This window comes from Vibrio casei (assembly GCF_002218025.2).
GTDB lineage: Bacteria > Pseudomonadota > Gammaproteobacteria > Enterobacterales > Vibrionaceae > Vibrio > Vibrio casei.
In genome coordinates this window covers 920,972-937,024 of the sequence record NZ_AP018680.1, presented here as the reverse complement: position 1 = coordinate 937,024, position 16,053 = coordinate 920,972, and the positions used below count along the sequence as shown (strand labels likewise).

General features: G+C 41.4%; 13 protein-coding genes. 2 read left to right on the top strand and 11 right to left on the bottom strand.

The window, feature by feature from the left end; genetic code table 11:
• Positions 1–37: 37 nt before the first annotated feature.
• The 6 genes from accD to fabB all read right to left on the bottom strand — a co-directional run bounded on the left by accD (position 38) and on the right by fabB (position 7,551).
• On the bottom strand, positions 38–952 hold the full coding sequence (gene accD / locus VCASEI_RS04530) for an acetyl-CoA carboxylase, carboxyltransferase subunit beta (RefSeq protein ID WP_089110390.1): 915 nt from the start codon (positions 950–952) through the stop codon (positions 38–40).
• A 259-nt stretch (positions 953–1,211) separates the two neighbouring features.
• Positions 1,212–2,000 (bottom strand): tRNA pseudouridine(38-40) synthase TruA, encoded by a 789-nt coding sequence (gene truA, locus VCASEI_RS04525; RefSeq protein WP_089110391.1) that lies wholly within the window; start codon positions 1,998–2,000, stop codon positions 1,212–1,214.
• A gap of 102 nt (positions 2,001–2,102) precedes the next feature.
• Entirely contained in the window at positions 2,103–3,725 is a 1,623-nt protein-coding gene (locus tag VCASEI_RS04520; protein ID WP_089110392.1) for a FimV/HubP family polar landmark protein, read from the bottom strand.
• Between the two features lie 232 nt (positions 3,726–3,957).
• Positions 3,958–4,971: an aspartate-semialdehyde dehydrogenase gene (locus tag VCASEI_RS04515; RefSeq protein ID WP_086960588.1), complete on the bottom strand. Its 1,014-nt coding sequence runs from the start codon at positions 4,969–4,971 to the stop codon at positions 3,958–3,960.
• A 44-nt stretch (positions 4,972–5,015) separates the two neighbouring features.
• Positions 5,016–6,236, bottom strand: a complete 1,221-nt coding sequence (locus tag VCASEI_RS04510; protein ID WP_086960589.1) for a 4-phosphoerythronate dehydrogenase — start codon at positions 6,234–6,236, stop codon at positions 5,016–5,018.
• Between the two features lie 91 nt (positions 6,237–6,327).
• On the bottom strand, positions 6,328–7,551 hold the full coding sequence (gene fabB / locus VCASEI_RS04505; protein WP_086960590.1) for a beta-ketoacyl-ACP synthase I: 1,224 nt from the start codon (positions 7,549–7,551) through the stop codon (positions 6,328–6,330).
• A 290-nt stretch (positions 7,552–7,841) separates the two neighbouring features.
• On the opposite strand from fabB, the gene mnmC reads away from it, so the two are divergent.
• Positions 7,842–9,884: a bifunctional tRNA (5-methylaminomethyl-2-thiouridine)(34)-methyltransferase MnmD/FAD-dependent 5-carboxymethylaminomethyl-2-thiouridine(34) oxidoreductase MnmC gene (gene mnmC / locus VCASEI_RS04500; protein WP_086960602.1), complete on the top strand. Its 2,043-nt coding sequence runs from the start codon at positions 7,842–7,844 to the stop codon at positions 9,882–9,884.
• Positions 9,885–9,992: 108 nt separating this feature from the next.
• Here the strand turns inward: mnmC and VCASEI_RS04495 are convergent, their stop codons facing one another.
• From VCASEI_RS04495 to VCASEI_RS04485, 3 genes are all read right to left on the bottom strand, one after another.
• The gene (locus tag VCASEI_RS04495) at positions 9,993–10,520 is read right to left on the bottom strand and encodes an NADPH-dependent FMN reductase (RefSeq protein WP_086960592.1); all 528 of its coding nucleotides are present in this window, start codon (positions 10,518–10,520) and stop codon (positions 9,993–9,995) included.
• A 121-nt stretch (positions 10,521–10,641) separates the two neighbouring features.
• Complete coding sequence (locus VCASEI_RS04490; protein ID WP_086960593.1) at positions 10,642–10,905, bottom strand: YfcL family protein; 264 nt, start codon at positions 10,903–10,905, stop codon at positions 10,642–10,644.
• Positions 10,906–10,961: 56 nt separating this feature from the next.
• On the bottom strand, positions 10,962–11,507 hold the full coding sequence (locus VCASEI_RS04485; protein ID WP_089110393.1) for an elongation factor P hydroxylase: 546 nt from the start codon (positions 11,505–11,507) through the stop codon (positions 10,962–10,964).
• A 235-nt stretch (positions 11,508–11,742) separates the two neighbouring features.
• On the opposite strand from VCASEI_RS04485, the gene VCASEI_RS04480 reads away from it, so the two are divergent.
• Positions 11,743–12,366: a trimeric intracellular cation channel family protein gene (locus VCASEI_RS04480; RefSeq protein ID WP_089110394.1), complete on the top strand. Its 624-nt coding sequence runs from the start codon at positions 11,743–11,745 to the stop codon at positions 12,364–12,366.
• 93 nt (positions 12,367–12,459) lie between these two features.
• Here the strand turns inward: VCASEI_RS04480 and VCASEI_RS04475 are convergent, their stop codons facing one another.
• Together VCASEI_RS04475 and VCASEI_RS04470 are read right to left on the bottom strand one after the other, a co-directional pair.
• Complete coding sequence (locus VCASEI_RS04475) at positions 12,460–14,820, bottom strand: Ig-like domain-containing protein (RefSeq protein ID WP_089110395.1); 2,361 nt, start codon at positions 14,818–14,820, stop codon at positions 12,460–12,462.
• Positions 14,817–15,905: an OmpA family protein gene (locus VCASEI_RS04470; RefSeq protein WP_162621021.1), complete on the bottom strand. Its 1,089-nt coding sequence runs from the start codon at positions 15,903–15,905 to the stop codon at positions 14,817–14,819. The genes VCASEI_RS04475 and VCASEI_RS04470 overlap by 4 nt, the downstream gene beginning before the upstream one ends.
• Positions 15,906–16,053: the final 148 nt, after the last annotated feature.

Below are 16,053 nucleotides of genomic sequence, written 5' to 3'. Positions count from 1 at the left end.
ATATAAAGCAGCAATCCATTTCATACTTTAATGAGATTTACTTCTTATCGGCAACGGGTACTTCGTAAGAAGGTTCATCATCAACCGAAACCACTAATGGTGATTGATAATTAGTCATCTTAGCCACAAGACCACCAATACGTTGACGCATTTCACGACGATCAACAATCATATCAATAGCACCATGCTCAAGTAAAAACTCACTGCGTTGGAAGCCTTCTGGCAAGTTCTCACGTACCGTTTGCTCAATAACACGACGACCGGCAAAGCCAATAATAGCTTTAGGCTCACCAATATTGATATCACCTAGCATGGCTAAACTTGCCGATACACCACCATAAGTAGGATCCGTCATTACCGAAATAAATGGCAAACCTTTTTGTGATAAACGTTCAAGTGCAGCACTGGTTTTAGCCATCTGCATTAAAGACATTAAAGCCTCTTGCATACGCGCACCACCACTGGCAGAAAAACAAACTAAACCACAATTGTTTTCAATCGCAGCATCGACCGCACGAACAAAACGTGCACCAACAACAGAACCCATTGAGCCACCCATGAAAGAAAACTCAAATGCACAAGCAACTAATGGCATACTAAGTAGTTCGCCTTTCATGACAACAAGAGCTTCTGTTTCACCGCTAGATTTTTGAGCCGCTGAAATACGATCTTTGTAACGCTTTGAGTCTTTAAACTTCAGTTTATCTTGTGGCTCTAACTCTTGACCAAGTTCAACTGTTGTACCCGCATCTAAAAATGTCTCTAAACGACGGCGACCTTTCATACGCATATGATGGTCGCACTTAGGACACACTTCTAAATTACGTTCTACTTCAGCTTGATATAACACTTGCTCACAAGATGAACACTTCGTCCAAATTCCTTCAGGAATAGACGCTTTACGAGAATTAACAATATTTGTCGTTGTAAAAATTTTTTCAAGCCAACTCATGGGAAGACCTTTTAGCTAGATCGCCCGCTGTATTGCGAGAGATGAGAATTTGAGAAATAAATGCGGGGCAGATTAAAACACATAATACCCGCAGTGTAGATAAAAAACTGGTTGTACCTATATTTATCGCATTCAAAATAAGGTTAAACCCTATCTTTTTGCTAAAAAAACAACCAATTTTTACCAATAAATACATTTAACTATCAAATGTATAAAATCGTTATCAACTTAGTGTAATAACAATGTAAAAAAAAACCAACTAATCCGCAGGGAAAAAGTGTGGGCCAATCGGTAGTCTAGGCAATTCAAAGTTTATCGGATAATCAACATCCACTAAATATAAGCCACCGGGCTTTGCTGTTGTGCCTGCTGTGCGGCGATCTTTTTGGTCAAGTACCCACTGAATCCATTCTGGTGGTTCTTCCCCCGCCCCCACTTTAATCAAACTGCCTACAATGTTACGCACCATATGGTGCAGAAAAGCATTCGCTTTAACATCCACCACGACATATTGACCTTGCCTAGTCACATTTAAGTGCATCACACTTCGCCATGGGCTGTGTGCTTGGCAATGTGTCGCTCGGAAAGAAGTAAAGTCATGCTCACCTAACAAGCATTGAGCCGCTTCATGCATTTTATGTTCATCAAGCGGAGTATGATAATGACTTACGCCTGATGCTAAAATACCAGGACGAACCGTATTATTATAAATAATATAGCGGTACCGGCGAGCCGTTGCGGTAAAACGAGCGTGAAATTCATCCGAAACATTATGCGCCCAACATACCGCAATACTGCTTGGCAAATTAGCATTAACCCCTAATGTCCATGCCACCAATTTACGTTCAGAGTCCGTATCAAAATGTACCACTTGCCCAGTACCATGCACCCCCGCATCGGTTCTTCCTGCACAAATTACATTCACAGGATGATTAGCAATAACTGATAATGCTTTTTCTAAGTGTTCTTGCACACTGACTACATCATTTTGTTTCTGCCAACCATGAAGTTTGCTGCCATCATATTCCACACCCAAAGCAATACGCATTATCAGTTACTCTTTGCTACATCTATAAAACGGGGGCAAAGTATATACTCTAAACAGTAAAAGAAAAAGGCGACTCAAGGCCGCCTTTCTAGAGCCATTCATTTATCTTTGCATTGACAGTAATAAGCGTTGGGCTTCCATCTGTAATTGAGAATCACCCTTTTCCAAAACTTCCCTTAAAAGCTTATTGGCTGATAGTTTGTCGTCCATCTCAATAAAGACTTTCGCTAAATCTAAGTTGCCATTCATTTCAGCATCAATATCAACATCTAAAACTTTAACATCACTCAACACATCAGGAAACTCATCTAGTCCTACATCCAAATCAGGTGACTTCTCTATTCCATCCACAGAACCGGCACTCGATTGCTCCAACAAATCATCAATATTATGAAATTGTGTTGCTTCTGTATCAGTTAATGCTTCTACTTGATGCTCAGCTTCGAATGATAAAAGGTCAGAGTCAAACTTATAGTGGTCACCCTTATTAAGCTTACTTAATGAGTCTACATTGAATGGCTCAGGATCATTTTGTGCATCCAGTATCGCTTCATCTTCACTATAAGTGGGTAAATCTGCATCTGAATAATGATCTGCTTCTGCTTCTGCTTCTGCTTCTGCTTCTGCTTCTGCTTCTGAAGAATGTGGATGCTCCTCACTAGAGGCAACCATTAATACCGGTTCTTTCTCTATCATTTTCCCCAAAGCTACAGCTGGAACCGACTCAGGGTCATACTTACTCACCTGACGGAAAAACAACATTTTAATAATAAGCAACAATAATAAAATCGGCAGCAATAACACGACCCATAACCAAGGTTGTTGATTTGCTATGGACAAAAAAGCCTTCGGGGAATCAATATTAAATGATTTGGGCTCAACCTGTTGAACTTGGTTTCGTGATATTTCTTCACTAGCCATCGAGTTTTTCAGCTCATCCAACTGATGCTGTATTTTCTCAAGTTCAACGGTTAAGCGAGTATTCATTTCTTCAACTTTACTCAGCTCAACTTGGTCTTGCCCAACTTCTACTTCTTCTGATATTTCTTGTGCCTGAACCGGCGTATTATTATCCTGAACCTCCGACGAGATCATTTCTGGAGATAAACGCTCGACAGGCACATTATCGGTCTCTTCTTTAGAGTCAACGGAGAGGGTTTGAGCACCGGATACCGTAATTTCAATCGGGTCAATACTTGGCTTTAACACCACCGCTTTTGGTTCGTAATCTTCAAGCTTTGCTGGCGGTGGAGGCTCTATGGATAAATCAGTTTGAGAGGGAATAACGCGATTCGCATCTTGCTCTAATACTTGGTTCGCTTCTGCCGTTGAATTTAACTTTATTCGCGCTAGTGTCGGTAGTCTCAGCATACTGCCAGAAATCAGCCCATGAATGTTATGGGCTTCAAACGCTTTATCATTTATTTTGTAGGTCGCTAACACGACTTGAGGAATTGAAACCGATTTGTTAGGGCGGTACTCTTTCGCAATCGACCAGAGTGTTTCACTTTCAGCTGTTGGCCCATAAATTTCAGCGATACCATCAGTTTGATTAACGCGAGGGTTTTCAAGATGGATATCCGTATTTTGCTTAGTGCTAATACTAGAATTTGAAGCCAAAGATTGCCCGTGTGAGACATCGCTGTCATCTGCACATGCCACTGACATTTGCGTCAACATTAATAATGTCACAGGGGTGATAAAGTGCTTGAAAGTACGGCGCATAAAAATTCGGCTAATCCAACGGTTTAATCAATAAATTTAAATATATAGGATAATGACCCTATTCGGGTAGTGATGATGACAAAAAACACCTATTTCACAAGGTTTTTTACCTAATAGCCTGTCCTAATTAACAATTAAGTCAATTTATAGATAATAAAAAAGCCCTATACAATGTATAGAGCTTCTCGTAACACCATTCGCGTTATAATATTTTCTTTATAACAATAATGACTTAAAAATAATCTCGGATAAGTACTTCTGCGATTTGCACCGCGTTAGTCGCCGCCCCTTTACGAACATTATCAGCGACAACCCACAGATTAATTCCACTGTGATGGCTAATATCGTTACGCACTCGGCCAATCAATACTGTGTCTTTCCCTGCCGCATCACGAACTTGTGTTGGATAATCCGCGTTACGGAACAGTTCAATACCGTCAGTTTTTTCGAATAATTCCATCACTTGTTCAGCATCAATAGGCGATTGAGTTTCAATGTGAAGAGATTCTGCATGCCCAAAAAACACAGGAACACGAACACAAGTTGGATTCACTTGAATAGAAGGGTCATTAAAGATTTTTTGCGTTTCCCACACCATTTTCATTTCTTCTTTGGTGTAACCATTTTCCATCATCGTATCGATTTGAGGGATACAATTAAACGCAATCTGTTGCGTAAATGCTGCTGTTTCGACGGGTAAACCATTCAATAGTTTTGCGGTTTGCCCTGCTAACTCATCAATCCCGGCTTTACCAGCCCCAGAAACAGATTGGTAGGTTGAAACATTAATACGTTCAATGCCCACTGCGTCATGGATAGGCTTTAACGCCACTAACATTTGAATCGTTGAACAGTTTGGGTTGGCAATGATGTTACGGTTACGAAACTCAGCAATCGCTTCAGGATTAACTTCAGGAACAACCAAAGGAATATCAAAATCATAACGAAATTGAGAGGTATTATCGATAACGACAACCCCTTCATCCGCGGCAATCGGTGCCCATTTTTCTGAAAGCTCGGCTCCAGCTGAAAATAATGCAATATGAACTTGTGTCCAATCGAATTCTTCAACATTTTGTACTCGAATTGTTTTGCCATTAAAGCGATAGGTTTTTCCTTCACTGCGCTCACTCGCTAACAGGTAAAGATTGCCCACTGGAAATTTACGTTCTTGTAAAACTTCTAGCATGGCCTCGCCTACCGCACCGGTAGCACCGAAAATAGCAACGTTAAATTCTTGACTCATTGAAACCTCAATTAAAAATAATAAAGCGATAAATTTAAACAGATTTATCTATACTGATCGCTTTTAAAGCCTAGCTGGATAAATGGCATAACATCAACCGTATTTTGTTCCTGAACCATTGCTGAAGCATTATTCTGCACAAGTATTTGCTCATGGATAATCCCCAAACAAATGGCACTGTATTCACGACGATCCCAGTAATTTTTACGCAGAGCATCAAATGCTTTCGCTTGTTGGTCTGTGTGATTAATCGAAATATGGCGACGGAAAACCGCATCATCATGGCGCACATCATAAATCAACTGAGTCAAATTGTGCAGTAATGCTTGGTTTTTCTCTGTATCTTGGCTCCAACCGCTTGATAACTGCACATTAGGAACGGGCGCAATCGGCAGTAAATCGTCGGGATTGGCTTTGAAAGCTAAACCAAGAAACTCACAATAGCGATTAAAAATCATCGTCGTACCACGAGCCTTACCCTCTAAACCATAGCCAGCAATGTGTGGAGTGGCAAAAGTCAGTAATGGCAGTAATTCTAAATCCACTAACGGCTCTTTCTCAAATACATCCAATACCGCAGTAAAGCCATCGTTCTGCTGCAATCGATATTTTAAAGCTTGATTATCCACCACCGGCCCACGTGCTGCATTAATCAAGATTTGATCGGCACGTAAAGCATTAAGTCTAGAGTCATCAATTAAATGATGTGTCGGGTACTGACCTTCTTTGGTGATTGGCGTATGCAAAGAAATGACGTCCGACACTTTCAATAAGGTATCAAGGTCTATAAAGTCCCGAGTATCGCCTTGTGCTTGCTTGAGTGGATCATTTAATAACACTTTAATTCCAATCGCATTTAAGCATTGCGCTAAATAAGATCCCACTTGACCTGCACCGACAATGCCAACGGTTTTATCAAAAAGAGAAAAGCCTTGTTGTTGAGCAATCACTAACAAAGAGCTAATGACATATTCAGCGACACCCACTTTATTACAACCAGGTGCCGCAGTAAACTTAATGCCTTTTTCAACTAATAATGCTTGATCGACATGGTCCATTCCCGCCGTCGCTGTACCAACAAACTTTAATTTATCAGCTTTGCTCAGTAAGTCTGCATTCACTTTGGTCACAGAGCGAATCATTAACGCATCAACACCAATAAGATCGTCAGCTGTTAAGTCTCGGCCAGATTTCATGATCACCTCACCTAACTGGCTAAATAATACCTCGGCATATGGCATGTTTTCATCAATGATTATTTTCATTTTTTGCTCTCGTGATATTTCATTTTGCCATCATAAAAAAATCCCCGACATAAGCCGAGGATTTTTTAAGTCAAAATCGAAGATAAAAAAATTAAGCTTCGTATTTCTTAATCACAAGCGTTGCGTTAGTGCCACCGAAACCAAAGCTATTTGACATCACGGTCTTCAATTCTTGCTCACGAGGTTCTGTGACAATATCCAAACCTTCCGCTGCTGGATCTAATGTTTCGACATTAATGCTTGGTGCAATGAAGTTATGTTCTAACATTAACGTAGAATAAATCGCTTCGTGTACACCTGCCGCGCCAAGTGCGTGGCCAGTCATTGCTTTGGTTGCAGATATTGCAGGGCATTTTCCGCCGCTATCTTTACCAAAGACCTCTTGGATTGCGCCAAGCTCTTTCACATCGCCCACAGGGGTAGAGGTACCGTGAGTGTTCACGTAATCGATAGAGTCCACATTTTGCATTGCCATCTTCATACAGCGCACAGCACCTTCACCCGATGGAGCAACCATGTCATAGCCATCTGATGTTGCACCGTAACCGACAATTTCACCGTAAATTTTCGCGCCACGAGCAATAGCATGCTCAAGTTCTTCGATAACGACCATACCACCGCCGCCAGAGATAACGAAACCATCACGGTTTGCATCATAAGTACGAGACGCTTTTTCTGGCTCTTCATTGTACTTAGTAGATAGTGCACCCATGGCATCAAACATCATTGCAGATGACCAATGCAGTTCTTCACCGCCACCAGCAAACACAACATCTTGCTTACCTAGTTGAATAAGCTCAAGCGCATGACCAATACAGTGTGCTGACGTTGCACATGCAGAGCTAATGCTGTAGTTCACACCACGAATTTTAAATGGCGTAGCCAAGCAAGCTGAAACAGTGGAAGCCATAGTACGAGGAACCATGTACGGTCCAACGCGTTTCACTCCTTTCTCACGAATAGTATCAACTGAAACGACTTGGTTTTGAGATGAAATGCCACCTGAACCTGCAACCAAACCTGTACGATCATTTGAAACTTGATCTTCAGTTAACTTAGAATCTTCAACGGCTTGTTGCATAGCAAGATAAGCGTAAGAGGCAGTATCACCCATAAAACGCATTTGTTTACGATCAATATGATCACTTGGTGTGATTTTTAATTCACCCCAAACTTGAGAGCGTAGGCCTGCTTCTTTAAACTGTTCAGAACCGGTAATACCAGATTTGCCTGTTTTTAAAGACGCTAATACTTCTTCTACGTTATTACCAATACTAGATACAATGCCTAGACCAGTGATGACGGCTCGTTTCATGTGACGTTCCTATAATTCAAAAATCGCTTAATGATAACTGACTTAGCAATAAAAGTGGTCAGCTTTCCTATAATAGTCATTATTTATGACAACTGCTGCGTTGTCGTATTCCATCTAAGAGTGATTAAACACCATCTGTGAGACATGCTACCGAAAAGTCCTTAATGTTAAAAGGTTAGAACTTGTTACCTTACATTATTACTTTTAATATTATTTCCCCCTTAGAAGTCAGCAATGTCATATTGTTTAAGTATATAATAGCCCCAAATTGATACAAAATGACAGGTAATATGAGCGTAATACAAAATGCACAGTTAGATTGGAATGAATCCGGCACACCAATTTCCAATCAGTTTGATGATGTCTACTTCTCAAATGCAAATGGGTTAGAAGAAAGCCGATATGTCTTCATACAGCAAAATCATCTCCCAACACGTTGGAAATCATTCGAACAGTCTCGTTTTGTCATCGCCGAAACAGGTTTTGGTACCGGGCTAAACTTTCTCGCTGCTTGGCATGCTTTTGAGCAATTTCGTTTAGACAAGCCTCATTCAGAACTGACTCAATTGCACTTCATCAGTTTTGAGAAATACCCTGTCAACATTGCTGACTTGATAAAAGCCCATCAAGCATGGCCCGAGCTTTCAACACTTGCCCAACAACTACAGCAACACTACCCTATCGCGGTACCAGAATGTCATCGGTTAATCTTAGCCCATGGCATGATCACGCTCGATCTGTGGTTTGGGGATATTCACGATAGCCTGCCTCAATTAGCCCAAAATAAAGAAGGTTTAGTTGATGCTTGGTTTTTAGATGGTTTCGCCCCCAGTAAAAACCAAGACATGTGGAATGACAATCTGTTTAAAGCCATGGCAAATTTAACAAAATCACAAGGTACCTGTGCAACCTTTACAGCCGCAGGTTTTGTGCGCCGTGGATTAATTGAAGCTGGCTTTGACATGAAGAAAGTCAAAGGCTTTGGTACCAAGCGAGAAATGGTGGCAGGCGAGTTAGTTCAACGAGTGGAAAAATCGAATATTGAACCTTGGTTTCAGAGAACACCATCAACACATCGTAGTCAAAATGACAATATTGCGATCATTGGTGGCGGTATTGCCAGCGCCACTCTTGCTTTGTCTTTACATCGTCGAGGCTTAAACGTAACGCTTTATTGCGAAGATAAAACACCTGCACTTGGCGCATCGGGGAACCGACAAGGGGCACTTTATCCTTTAATCGCCGAACCACAATCACCACTTAATCGATTCTTTGCTCCGGCATTTTTATTTGCTCGCCAATTCGTTAAGCAAGCTTCTCAGCAGGTTACCTTTGATCATGACTTCTGTGGTGTGACTCAATTGGCCTGGAATGACAAAGCGAAAAGTAAACTCGATAAAATGCTGCTTAACCATTATTCCGATCAATTATTACGCCCACTCAACGCCTTAGAAACCTCAGACGTCGTTGGACTTAACGTTGATTTGGAGAGTATATATTACCCACTCGGTGGCTGGCTTTGTCCTCAACAACTGACCCAAGCACTCATTGATAAGCTAGCCGAACGCCCCAATTTTGAAGTGAAGTTTGAAACGAGAATCGAATCATTAACGTTTAATGCCGAAGATGAAAGCTGGAATCTAATAACGGACAAGCAAGCATTTCGACATGGTTGTGTAGTGGTCGCCAATGGTTATCAATTCTCACGTTTTGAGCAACTTAAACATATAGCCGCGACGTCGGTTAAAGGCCAAGTGAGCCATATTCCAACCACTGAAAACTTAGCAAAACTCAACACTGTATTATGCTACGACGGCTACATGACACCGCAAAATATGCACAATGGACACCATTGTATTGGTGCCAGTTACGATCGAAATAATATTGATCATGAATTTGATAGTGGTGCTCAACAAAGCAATGGAGAACGTTTAAAAAATTGCATTCCCAATCAAAGTTGGCCAAATGATGTCGACACCAGCAGTAACCAATCGCGCCAAGGTATTCGTAGCGTAACACGCGATCACTTACCTTTTGTAGGTAACGTTTGTCAATTTGAACCCGTTGTTCAAGCCTACTCTGAAATCGATCCACAAATATTGCGTAAGCGTTCAGATTTAATGCCAAATGTGCCTATTTACCCTAATCTATTTTGCATGGTGGGTCTAGGTGCAAGAGGATTATGTTCTGCCCCATTATTAGCCGAAACCCTCGCCTCACAAATCGTGGGGGACCCGCTGCCTTTACCACTCGACGTGTTAGAAAAAATTCACCCCTCCCGAATGTGGGTGAGAAAAATGCTGAAAGGACGTCCGATTACCGAAGAATCGTAACCTTTATTTTATCAAACGAATCTTTATCAAACGGATTTGATAAAAAACGGGATGAACCATTTCAGTTCATCCCGCTTTCTTATTTCATTTTGACTGACTGAGTCGAAACTAAGCTTTTAGAGCCGATGCAGCATGAGCTAATTGCTGAGCAATCGCGACATCCTTCATTTCACCTTTTTCCATATCAAACACATCATAAAAACTTGGTACAGAAACCGATGCTTTTACTTCTGCATGGAAAAATGCTGCAGAGCCCACCGCTTGTGCTAACACACTTTGTGCGCCACCAGGGCCAGGGCTTGTTGAAAGATAAACAACTGGCTTGTGGGCAAACATTTGTTGGTTGATACGTGATGCCCAATCAAACAAATTCTTATAAGCCGCTGTGTAAGTGCCGTTATGCTCAGCAAGTGAAATCACAAATGCATCTGCGCTCTCTAACTTATCAAAGTAGGCTTGCGCACCTTCAGGACGACCCACTTCTTTCTCTGTATCTTCACTAAACAGTGGAACAGAAAAATCATTAAGGTCCAAAACTTCAACCTCAGCGCCTTCAACAAGGTTTGCTGTATAAGTTGCTAAGGCTTTGTTGATTGAGTTAAAGCTGCTGCTTGCGCCAAATGCGATAATTTTCATAGTGACTCCGATGTAAGGTTCAAATGTTTCGTTGAAATAACAATATATCTATTTTTAAATCAGCAACAGCCAATTGTTTTTATTAACTCGTTCGAAAAATCAGAACAAGAAGCCCCTACGACTAAATTTTAGCGGCAAGTGACTGCCACATCTGAGCAACAATCACCTGATCCGCTGGCGTTAATTCCGTTCGAGCAGCGTCTAAACTGGCTTGAATACGTTGCTTAAAGACATCAATATCTTGTATGCCTTCCAACTCACAATCTGCAGCGGATAAAGAAATATGGCCTCGTAAATAACCACCAGCAAATAATTCATCATTCGATGCGGTTTGTACCGTCTCATCAATGGCTTCAAGGAGTTGTTCTTCCAATTCAATAATCATACTGTCTCTATTTGTCGGTTAAATATACTCTTATTACTTGAGTATAAAGGTGTCATTTACGCCACAATAAATTGTTCTGGCGATAAAGTTGATTGACCATAAAACGATCGTAGTGCCTGCGATAACATGCCAACTCGAGTGGGTAAGCCTTGTTCTAAAATCAACATTACTTCTTGGTGCACTTTGCGCATAAACGCTAAACGATCCGGTTCAAAGTCACCATTTAAATTATCACAGCTAACAGAAAATGGCAGACCAGCACTCACAGATAATATCCATTCATAAGATTGCGGACGGATCTCAACCTTTTCAAACTCAGCTTGAACTAGTTCGGTGCGCCCATCAGGTTCATACCAATAACCAAAATCTTCTAACAACCTACGTTTTGGTCCTGCCACGCACCAATGTGCGATCTCGTGCATCGCTGAGGCATAAAAACCATGGGCAAAAACAATTTGATGATAAGGAACACTATCCGTAGCAGGAAGATAAATAGGTTCATCTTCACCACGAACTAATTTGGTGTTGTAAGCATCAAAAAAAGTCTGATTAAAAAGAACAATGATATCTTCTGATTTATAGGTTTTATCAACTAAACTCATGGCATGTTATTACGGCTATCGATACATTAAGCACTATTGTCCTTACTTTTCTCCATTAGGTAAAGTATAGAAAAAGCCAACCTGAGCAATAACTGTACACACCACGTACATCACATTAGTTTTTCTAATCAAAACCCCATAAATCTTCACAAATTTTCTCACTCGCCATTTGAACATTTTACAACTACAATCCGCCTCTATTAGTTATATTGGAAAAACATTAAGTGAACGCCTCATGTTATTAAGCATTATTTATGTTATTGGTATTACGGCGGAGGCCATGACTGGCGCATTAAGTGCAGGTCGAAGAAACATGGATTGGTTTGGTGTCATGTTGGTTGCCAGCGCAACCGCAATTGGTGGCGGCAGTGTAAGAGACATCTTACTTGGTCACTATCCTTTAACTTGGGTAAAGCACCCAGAATATTTATTAATCACTTGCGTTGCCGGTATTGTCACGACTTGGCTAGCCAAATGGGTTGTAAAATTTCATGGTGTTTTTATTCGCTTAGATGCACTTGGGCTCGCCGCATTTAGTGTCATAGGGTGCCAAGTAGGTCTTAATATGGGCCTACATTATGGTATTTGTGTTGTAGCGGCAGTCATAACTGGCGTATTTGGTGGATTATTACGTGACTTAATTTGTCGCCAAGCACCATTAGTGCTGCATAATGAACTATACGCTTCAGTTTCATTGGTCGTGGCATGTTTATATTTAACGCTGCATTATTTCTCTATTGATGAAAATATTACCGTCATTACGAGTTTAATCGTTGGCTACTTAATGCGTATGGCTTCGGTTCGATTTAAATGGCGATTACCTATTTTTCAACTGAAAGTCGAAGGGTCTGTTCATTAATTATTGACTGGTTACTAAAGACGCATCCCGCATTAAAATGAAAAGCCTGCAGAAAAACTGCAGGCTTTTTATCGTCTTATCTTAGTTTACCGACTATGGTGCTACATAATCAGGGTTAGGTTGAGTGTCATCAATGTCACACGCAAGGCCTAGACCGATTAATCCCAATATCGTCACTTTAGTTAAGCAATCCGCATTAATTTCATTTTCACTCACCAATGATTGGTAAGTACCCGTGATCACCGCAGAGCCAATCACATCTGCATCCGCAAGACTGATTACATTCGCATCAATATCGATTAGCTCATTATTGCTTGAACTAAAGATCACTTCATTCGGATCCAATACTTGCTGTGAACCATCGGAAAAATACGCGGTTGATTGTATTCTAAATAGCTCATCACCTTGGGTTAGAGTCAAGCGAATCAACCCTAGAATATTTAATGAATTATCAACGGCTTGAAGACGCAGCCTATCAGCCCGTGCAGCACCTACGGTCACGTTAACATTTGGTGATACCACATTAACCGCAGCTACCGGATCGGAATAAGTGGCTGTTAATATTGCCGATCCCTGCTCTACCCCCTCTGCTTCATCGTTAGAATTAACCCTCACAATATTAGGATCATCCGAAGCCCAAGACACTTGGCTGGTGACATCTTGAACACTGCTGTCAGATAACGTTGCCGTTGCTGTAAGTGGTTCTGTGTCCCCTTTAGCAAGGCTTAATGGATTCGGTGTTACTGCCAATGAAGCTACAGTTGCATTGGTAATAACAACATTAAGGCTATCACTTTGCCCTCCGAAACTTGCCGTAACATCAGTTCCTGCGGTAACACCTTCGCCTTTGGCTAGGCCTGATGAACTGACTGACACCAAGGCTGAATCCACGGTACTCCAACTGACCTCACTCGTTACATCACGTGAGCTAGCATCACTGAACTCCGCTGTTGCCGTTAATTGCTGCTGAGTCCCTTTTGCTAAAGATAGCGGATCGGGGGTAATCGTTAATGTGCTCACCGTCGCATCGGTCACCGTGACCGGAATAGGGTCAGACTCGCTACTATTGAATGTCGCAGTAACATTCGCACTGCCAACACCAACCGCTTGTATTGAATTATCAGCATTAATGGATGCCACTGCAGGGGCATCGCTTGTAATTGTTGTTAGCGAGGTGACATCTTGGCTAGAACCGTCCGAATAATTCGCTGTAACCGTGATAGCCGCTTTACCACCTTTGGCGATAGTAAGTGAGTCAGGCTCAACGACTAAAGATAAAATAGTCGCATCGGTTACCGTTAAGTTAGACGTCGAAGTTTGAGCACCATATTCGGCAGTAATAACCGTGCTTCCTGTCATAGCAGCAGAAGCTAAACCTAGAGCATCAATAGAGGCAACATTAGGAGCAGAGCTTGACCAAGTTACGCTGCTAGTGACATTTTGCGTAGTCCCATCCGAAAAATTTGCGGTTGCCGTAAACTGCTGAGTTAACCCATTGGCTAAACTCACCGTAGCAGGAGATATACTAATACTCGATACTGTCGCGTTGGTAACATTCACATTAGCAGTGCTTGTTGTTGCGTTATAAACTCCTGTAATGACAGCACTTCCCACTCCCGCCCCAGTGACCAAACCCGTCGAATCGACGTCGGCAATCCCTACAGCATCTGAAGACCAAGTTGTCTGATTAGAAACATCCACACTGGTTCCATCACTAAATACAGCGGTAGCGGTTAATTTATCACTGGTACCATTAGCTAAATTTAAATTGGCAGGATTAATATTAAGTGATGAAAGTGTTGCATTGGTTACCGTTAAATCTGCGCTGCCAGAAAATCCTTCCCACTCTGCACTGATTTGAACGTCACCTGGTGCAATCGTGGTCACTTCACCTAAGTTGACGGTAGCAGCCGATTCATTTGAACTAGACCAAGTCGATTGTTGCGAAACATTTTTGTTACTCCCATCAGAATACTTCCCTTGCGCAACAAAATTAATCACCACTCCGCTAGCCACACTAGTCACTTGTGGCAATACCTGTAACCCTATGGGCGTAGGCGGAGAAATGGTGACCGTCACAGTTGTTTCTTGACCTTGATAAACGGCGGTCACTTCAGCAGTACCCGCTTTTATTCCTTTCATCACGCCATCTTTATTAACGGTAACAATCGACTGATCACTTGAAAACCAACTGACCTCAGAAGCATCAATGTCAATGACTTCACCATCAGATTGAGTCGCCTTAACGCTTAATTGCAACTCTTCACCAGCAGCAACACTTGGGTTTTCAGGCATAATCATTAGGCTCACGATACTGCCATCATCGCTATCGCCCACCGGCCCACCATCACCACCCTGAGATGGTAGACCACTGCTTTCATTACCACACGCGGCTAAAACTAAAAGGAAAAAAAGAGAAAATAAGGCGTTCGTGTATTTCTTTAAATTTATCATTTTTCGGCTCCTTGAACAGAAGACTCACTACTTTGTGTCTTTTCATTCACCACATCTTGTTTTTCAAAAGAAGGGGAAAATAGCACTACACGTCGGTTTGTCGCACGATTCTCGGCGGACGTGTTGGGTACAAGAGGCCTTGTCTCACCATAAGCTTTCACTGTAATTCGATCAACTGAAATACCTTTATTGGTAAAATAATCTTTTAGTGCATCACCACGTCGTTGTGATAATTTTTGATTATAAGCATCAGAACCTACGCTATCGGTATGACTTTCAATAGTTAACAAAGCTTCAGGATTATCATTCAAACGATTTTCCATTGGAGTAAGCAAAGAATACATATCAGGATTAAGTGTTGAGGAATCAAAACCAAACAGCACGGTAGAATTATTTTCTCCTAGATTCAGCGTCATACTGTTTTCTGTCACGGTGACATACTTGGTTTCGGTTACCGTCTGAACGACGGTTTCAGGTTCCGACGATCCAAAACGATACCCTAACCCAAGAAATACTTGATTAATATCCGCGCCACCCGTTGAATCTGATCCAACGCCATACACATACTGGTAACCCAGCTCTAGATAACTACTTTTTGACATATTGTATTGGTAGGCCAATGAAGCAAAAGGCGAAATCCCTTTATTATCATTATCAACTTTACTTCCAAGTTCATCCCCTTCAACATCGATATACCAAGGCATTGCCCCTATTTGAGCAACGATATTTTGGTTTTCCGTTAATGAAAAAATACGTCCTGCCGATACCCCAATAGCAAATACATTACCTTTATATTTCGCACCTACACTCGGGTTGGATAATGCAGGATAGATAGCTTCATATTGGCCTAAATATTCAAAACCAATTTGATAAAAATAGGGTTGATAAATATTGTGACGAAAATAAATCCCACCTCCTAACGACTGATCATCACAATCTAAGTTGTCACTTTCACAGCTAGAATGAGCAAAGTTATAGTCTAACTTCACGCCAACAGACTTGTCTGCAGGAGCGGCATAGCATGAGAATGCTAATAGTGCAGAAACTCCACCTATATAACTTATATAATTTATCCGTCGAAACATATAGACCACCATCCTGTGAATTTTAGTAATATATAAAGCAGCGTAGGCTAATTCTCAAAGGTGAGAAAAATATAAAGAAATCTACAATTAAAAAGTAAGACACGATTTTAGTTTTGTCCAACTAAGATAAACAGTTAGCAGCAAATAT

Excerpts from the sequence above, each read along its gene's own strand:
- fabB (WP_086960590.1), bottom strand. The coding sequence starts at position 7,551 with ATGAAACGAGCCGTCATCACTGGTCTAGGCATTGTATCTAGTATTGGT.
- VCASEI_RS04490 (WP_086960593.1), bottom strand. The coding sequence starts at position 10,905 with ATGATTATTGAATTGGAAGAACAACTCCTTGAAGCCATTGATGAGACG.
- mnmC (WP_086960602.1), top strand. The coding sequence starts at position 7,842 with ATGAGCGTAATACAAAATGCACAGTTAGATTGGAATGAATCCGGCACA.
- accD (WP_089110390.1), bottom strand. The coding sequence starts at position 952 with ATGAGTTGGCTTGAAAAAATTTTTACAACGACAAATATTGTTAATTCT.
- VCASEI_RS04475 (WP_089110395.1), bottom strand. The coding sequence starts at position 14,820 with ATGATAAATTTAAAGAAATACACGAACGCCTTATTTTCTCTTTTTTTC.
- VCASEI_RS04480 (WP_089110394.1), top strand. The coding sequence starts at position 11,743 with ATGTTATTAAGCATTATTTATGTTATTGGTATTACGGCGGAGGCCATG.
- VCASEI_RS04470 (WP_162621021.1), bottom strand. The coding sequence starts at position 15,905 with ATGTTTCGACGGATAAATTATATAAGTTATATAGGTGGAGTTTCTGCA.
- VCASEI_RS04515 (WP_086960588.1), bottom strand. The coding sequence starts at position 4,971 with ATGAGTCAAGAATTTAACGTTGCTATTTTCGGTGCTACCGGTGCGGTA.
- VCASEI_RS04520 (WP_089110392.1), bottom strand. The coding sequence starts at position 3,725 with ATGCGCCGTACTTTCAAGCACTTTATCACCCCTGTGACATTATTAATG.
- VCASEI_RS04495 (WP_086960592.1), bottom strand. The coding sequence starts at position 10,520 with ATGAAAATTATCGCATTTGGCGCAAGCAGCAGCTTTAACTCAATCAAC.
- VCASEI_RS04485 (WP_089110393.1), bottom strand. The coding sequence starts at position 11,507 with ATGAGTTTAGTTGATAAAACCTATAAATCAGAAGATATCATTGTTCTT.
- VCASEI_RS04510 (WP_086960589.1), bottom strand. The coding sequence starts at position 6,236 with ATGAAAATAATCATTGATGAAAACATGCCATATGCCGAGGTATTATTT.
- truA (WP_089110391.1), bottom strand. The coding sequence starts at position 2,000 with ATGCGTATTGCTTTGGGTGTGGAATATGATGGCAGCAAACTTCATGGT.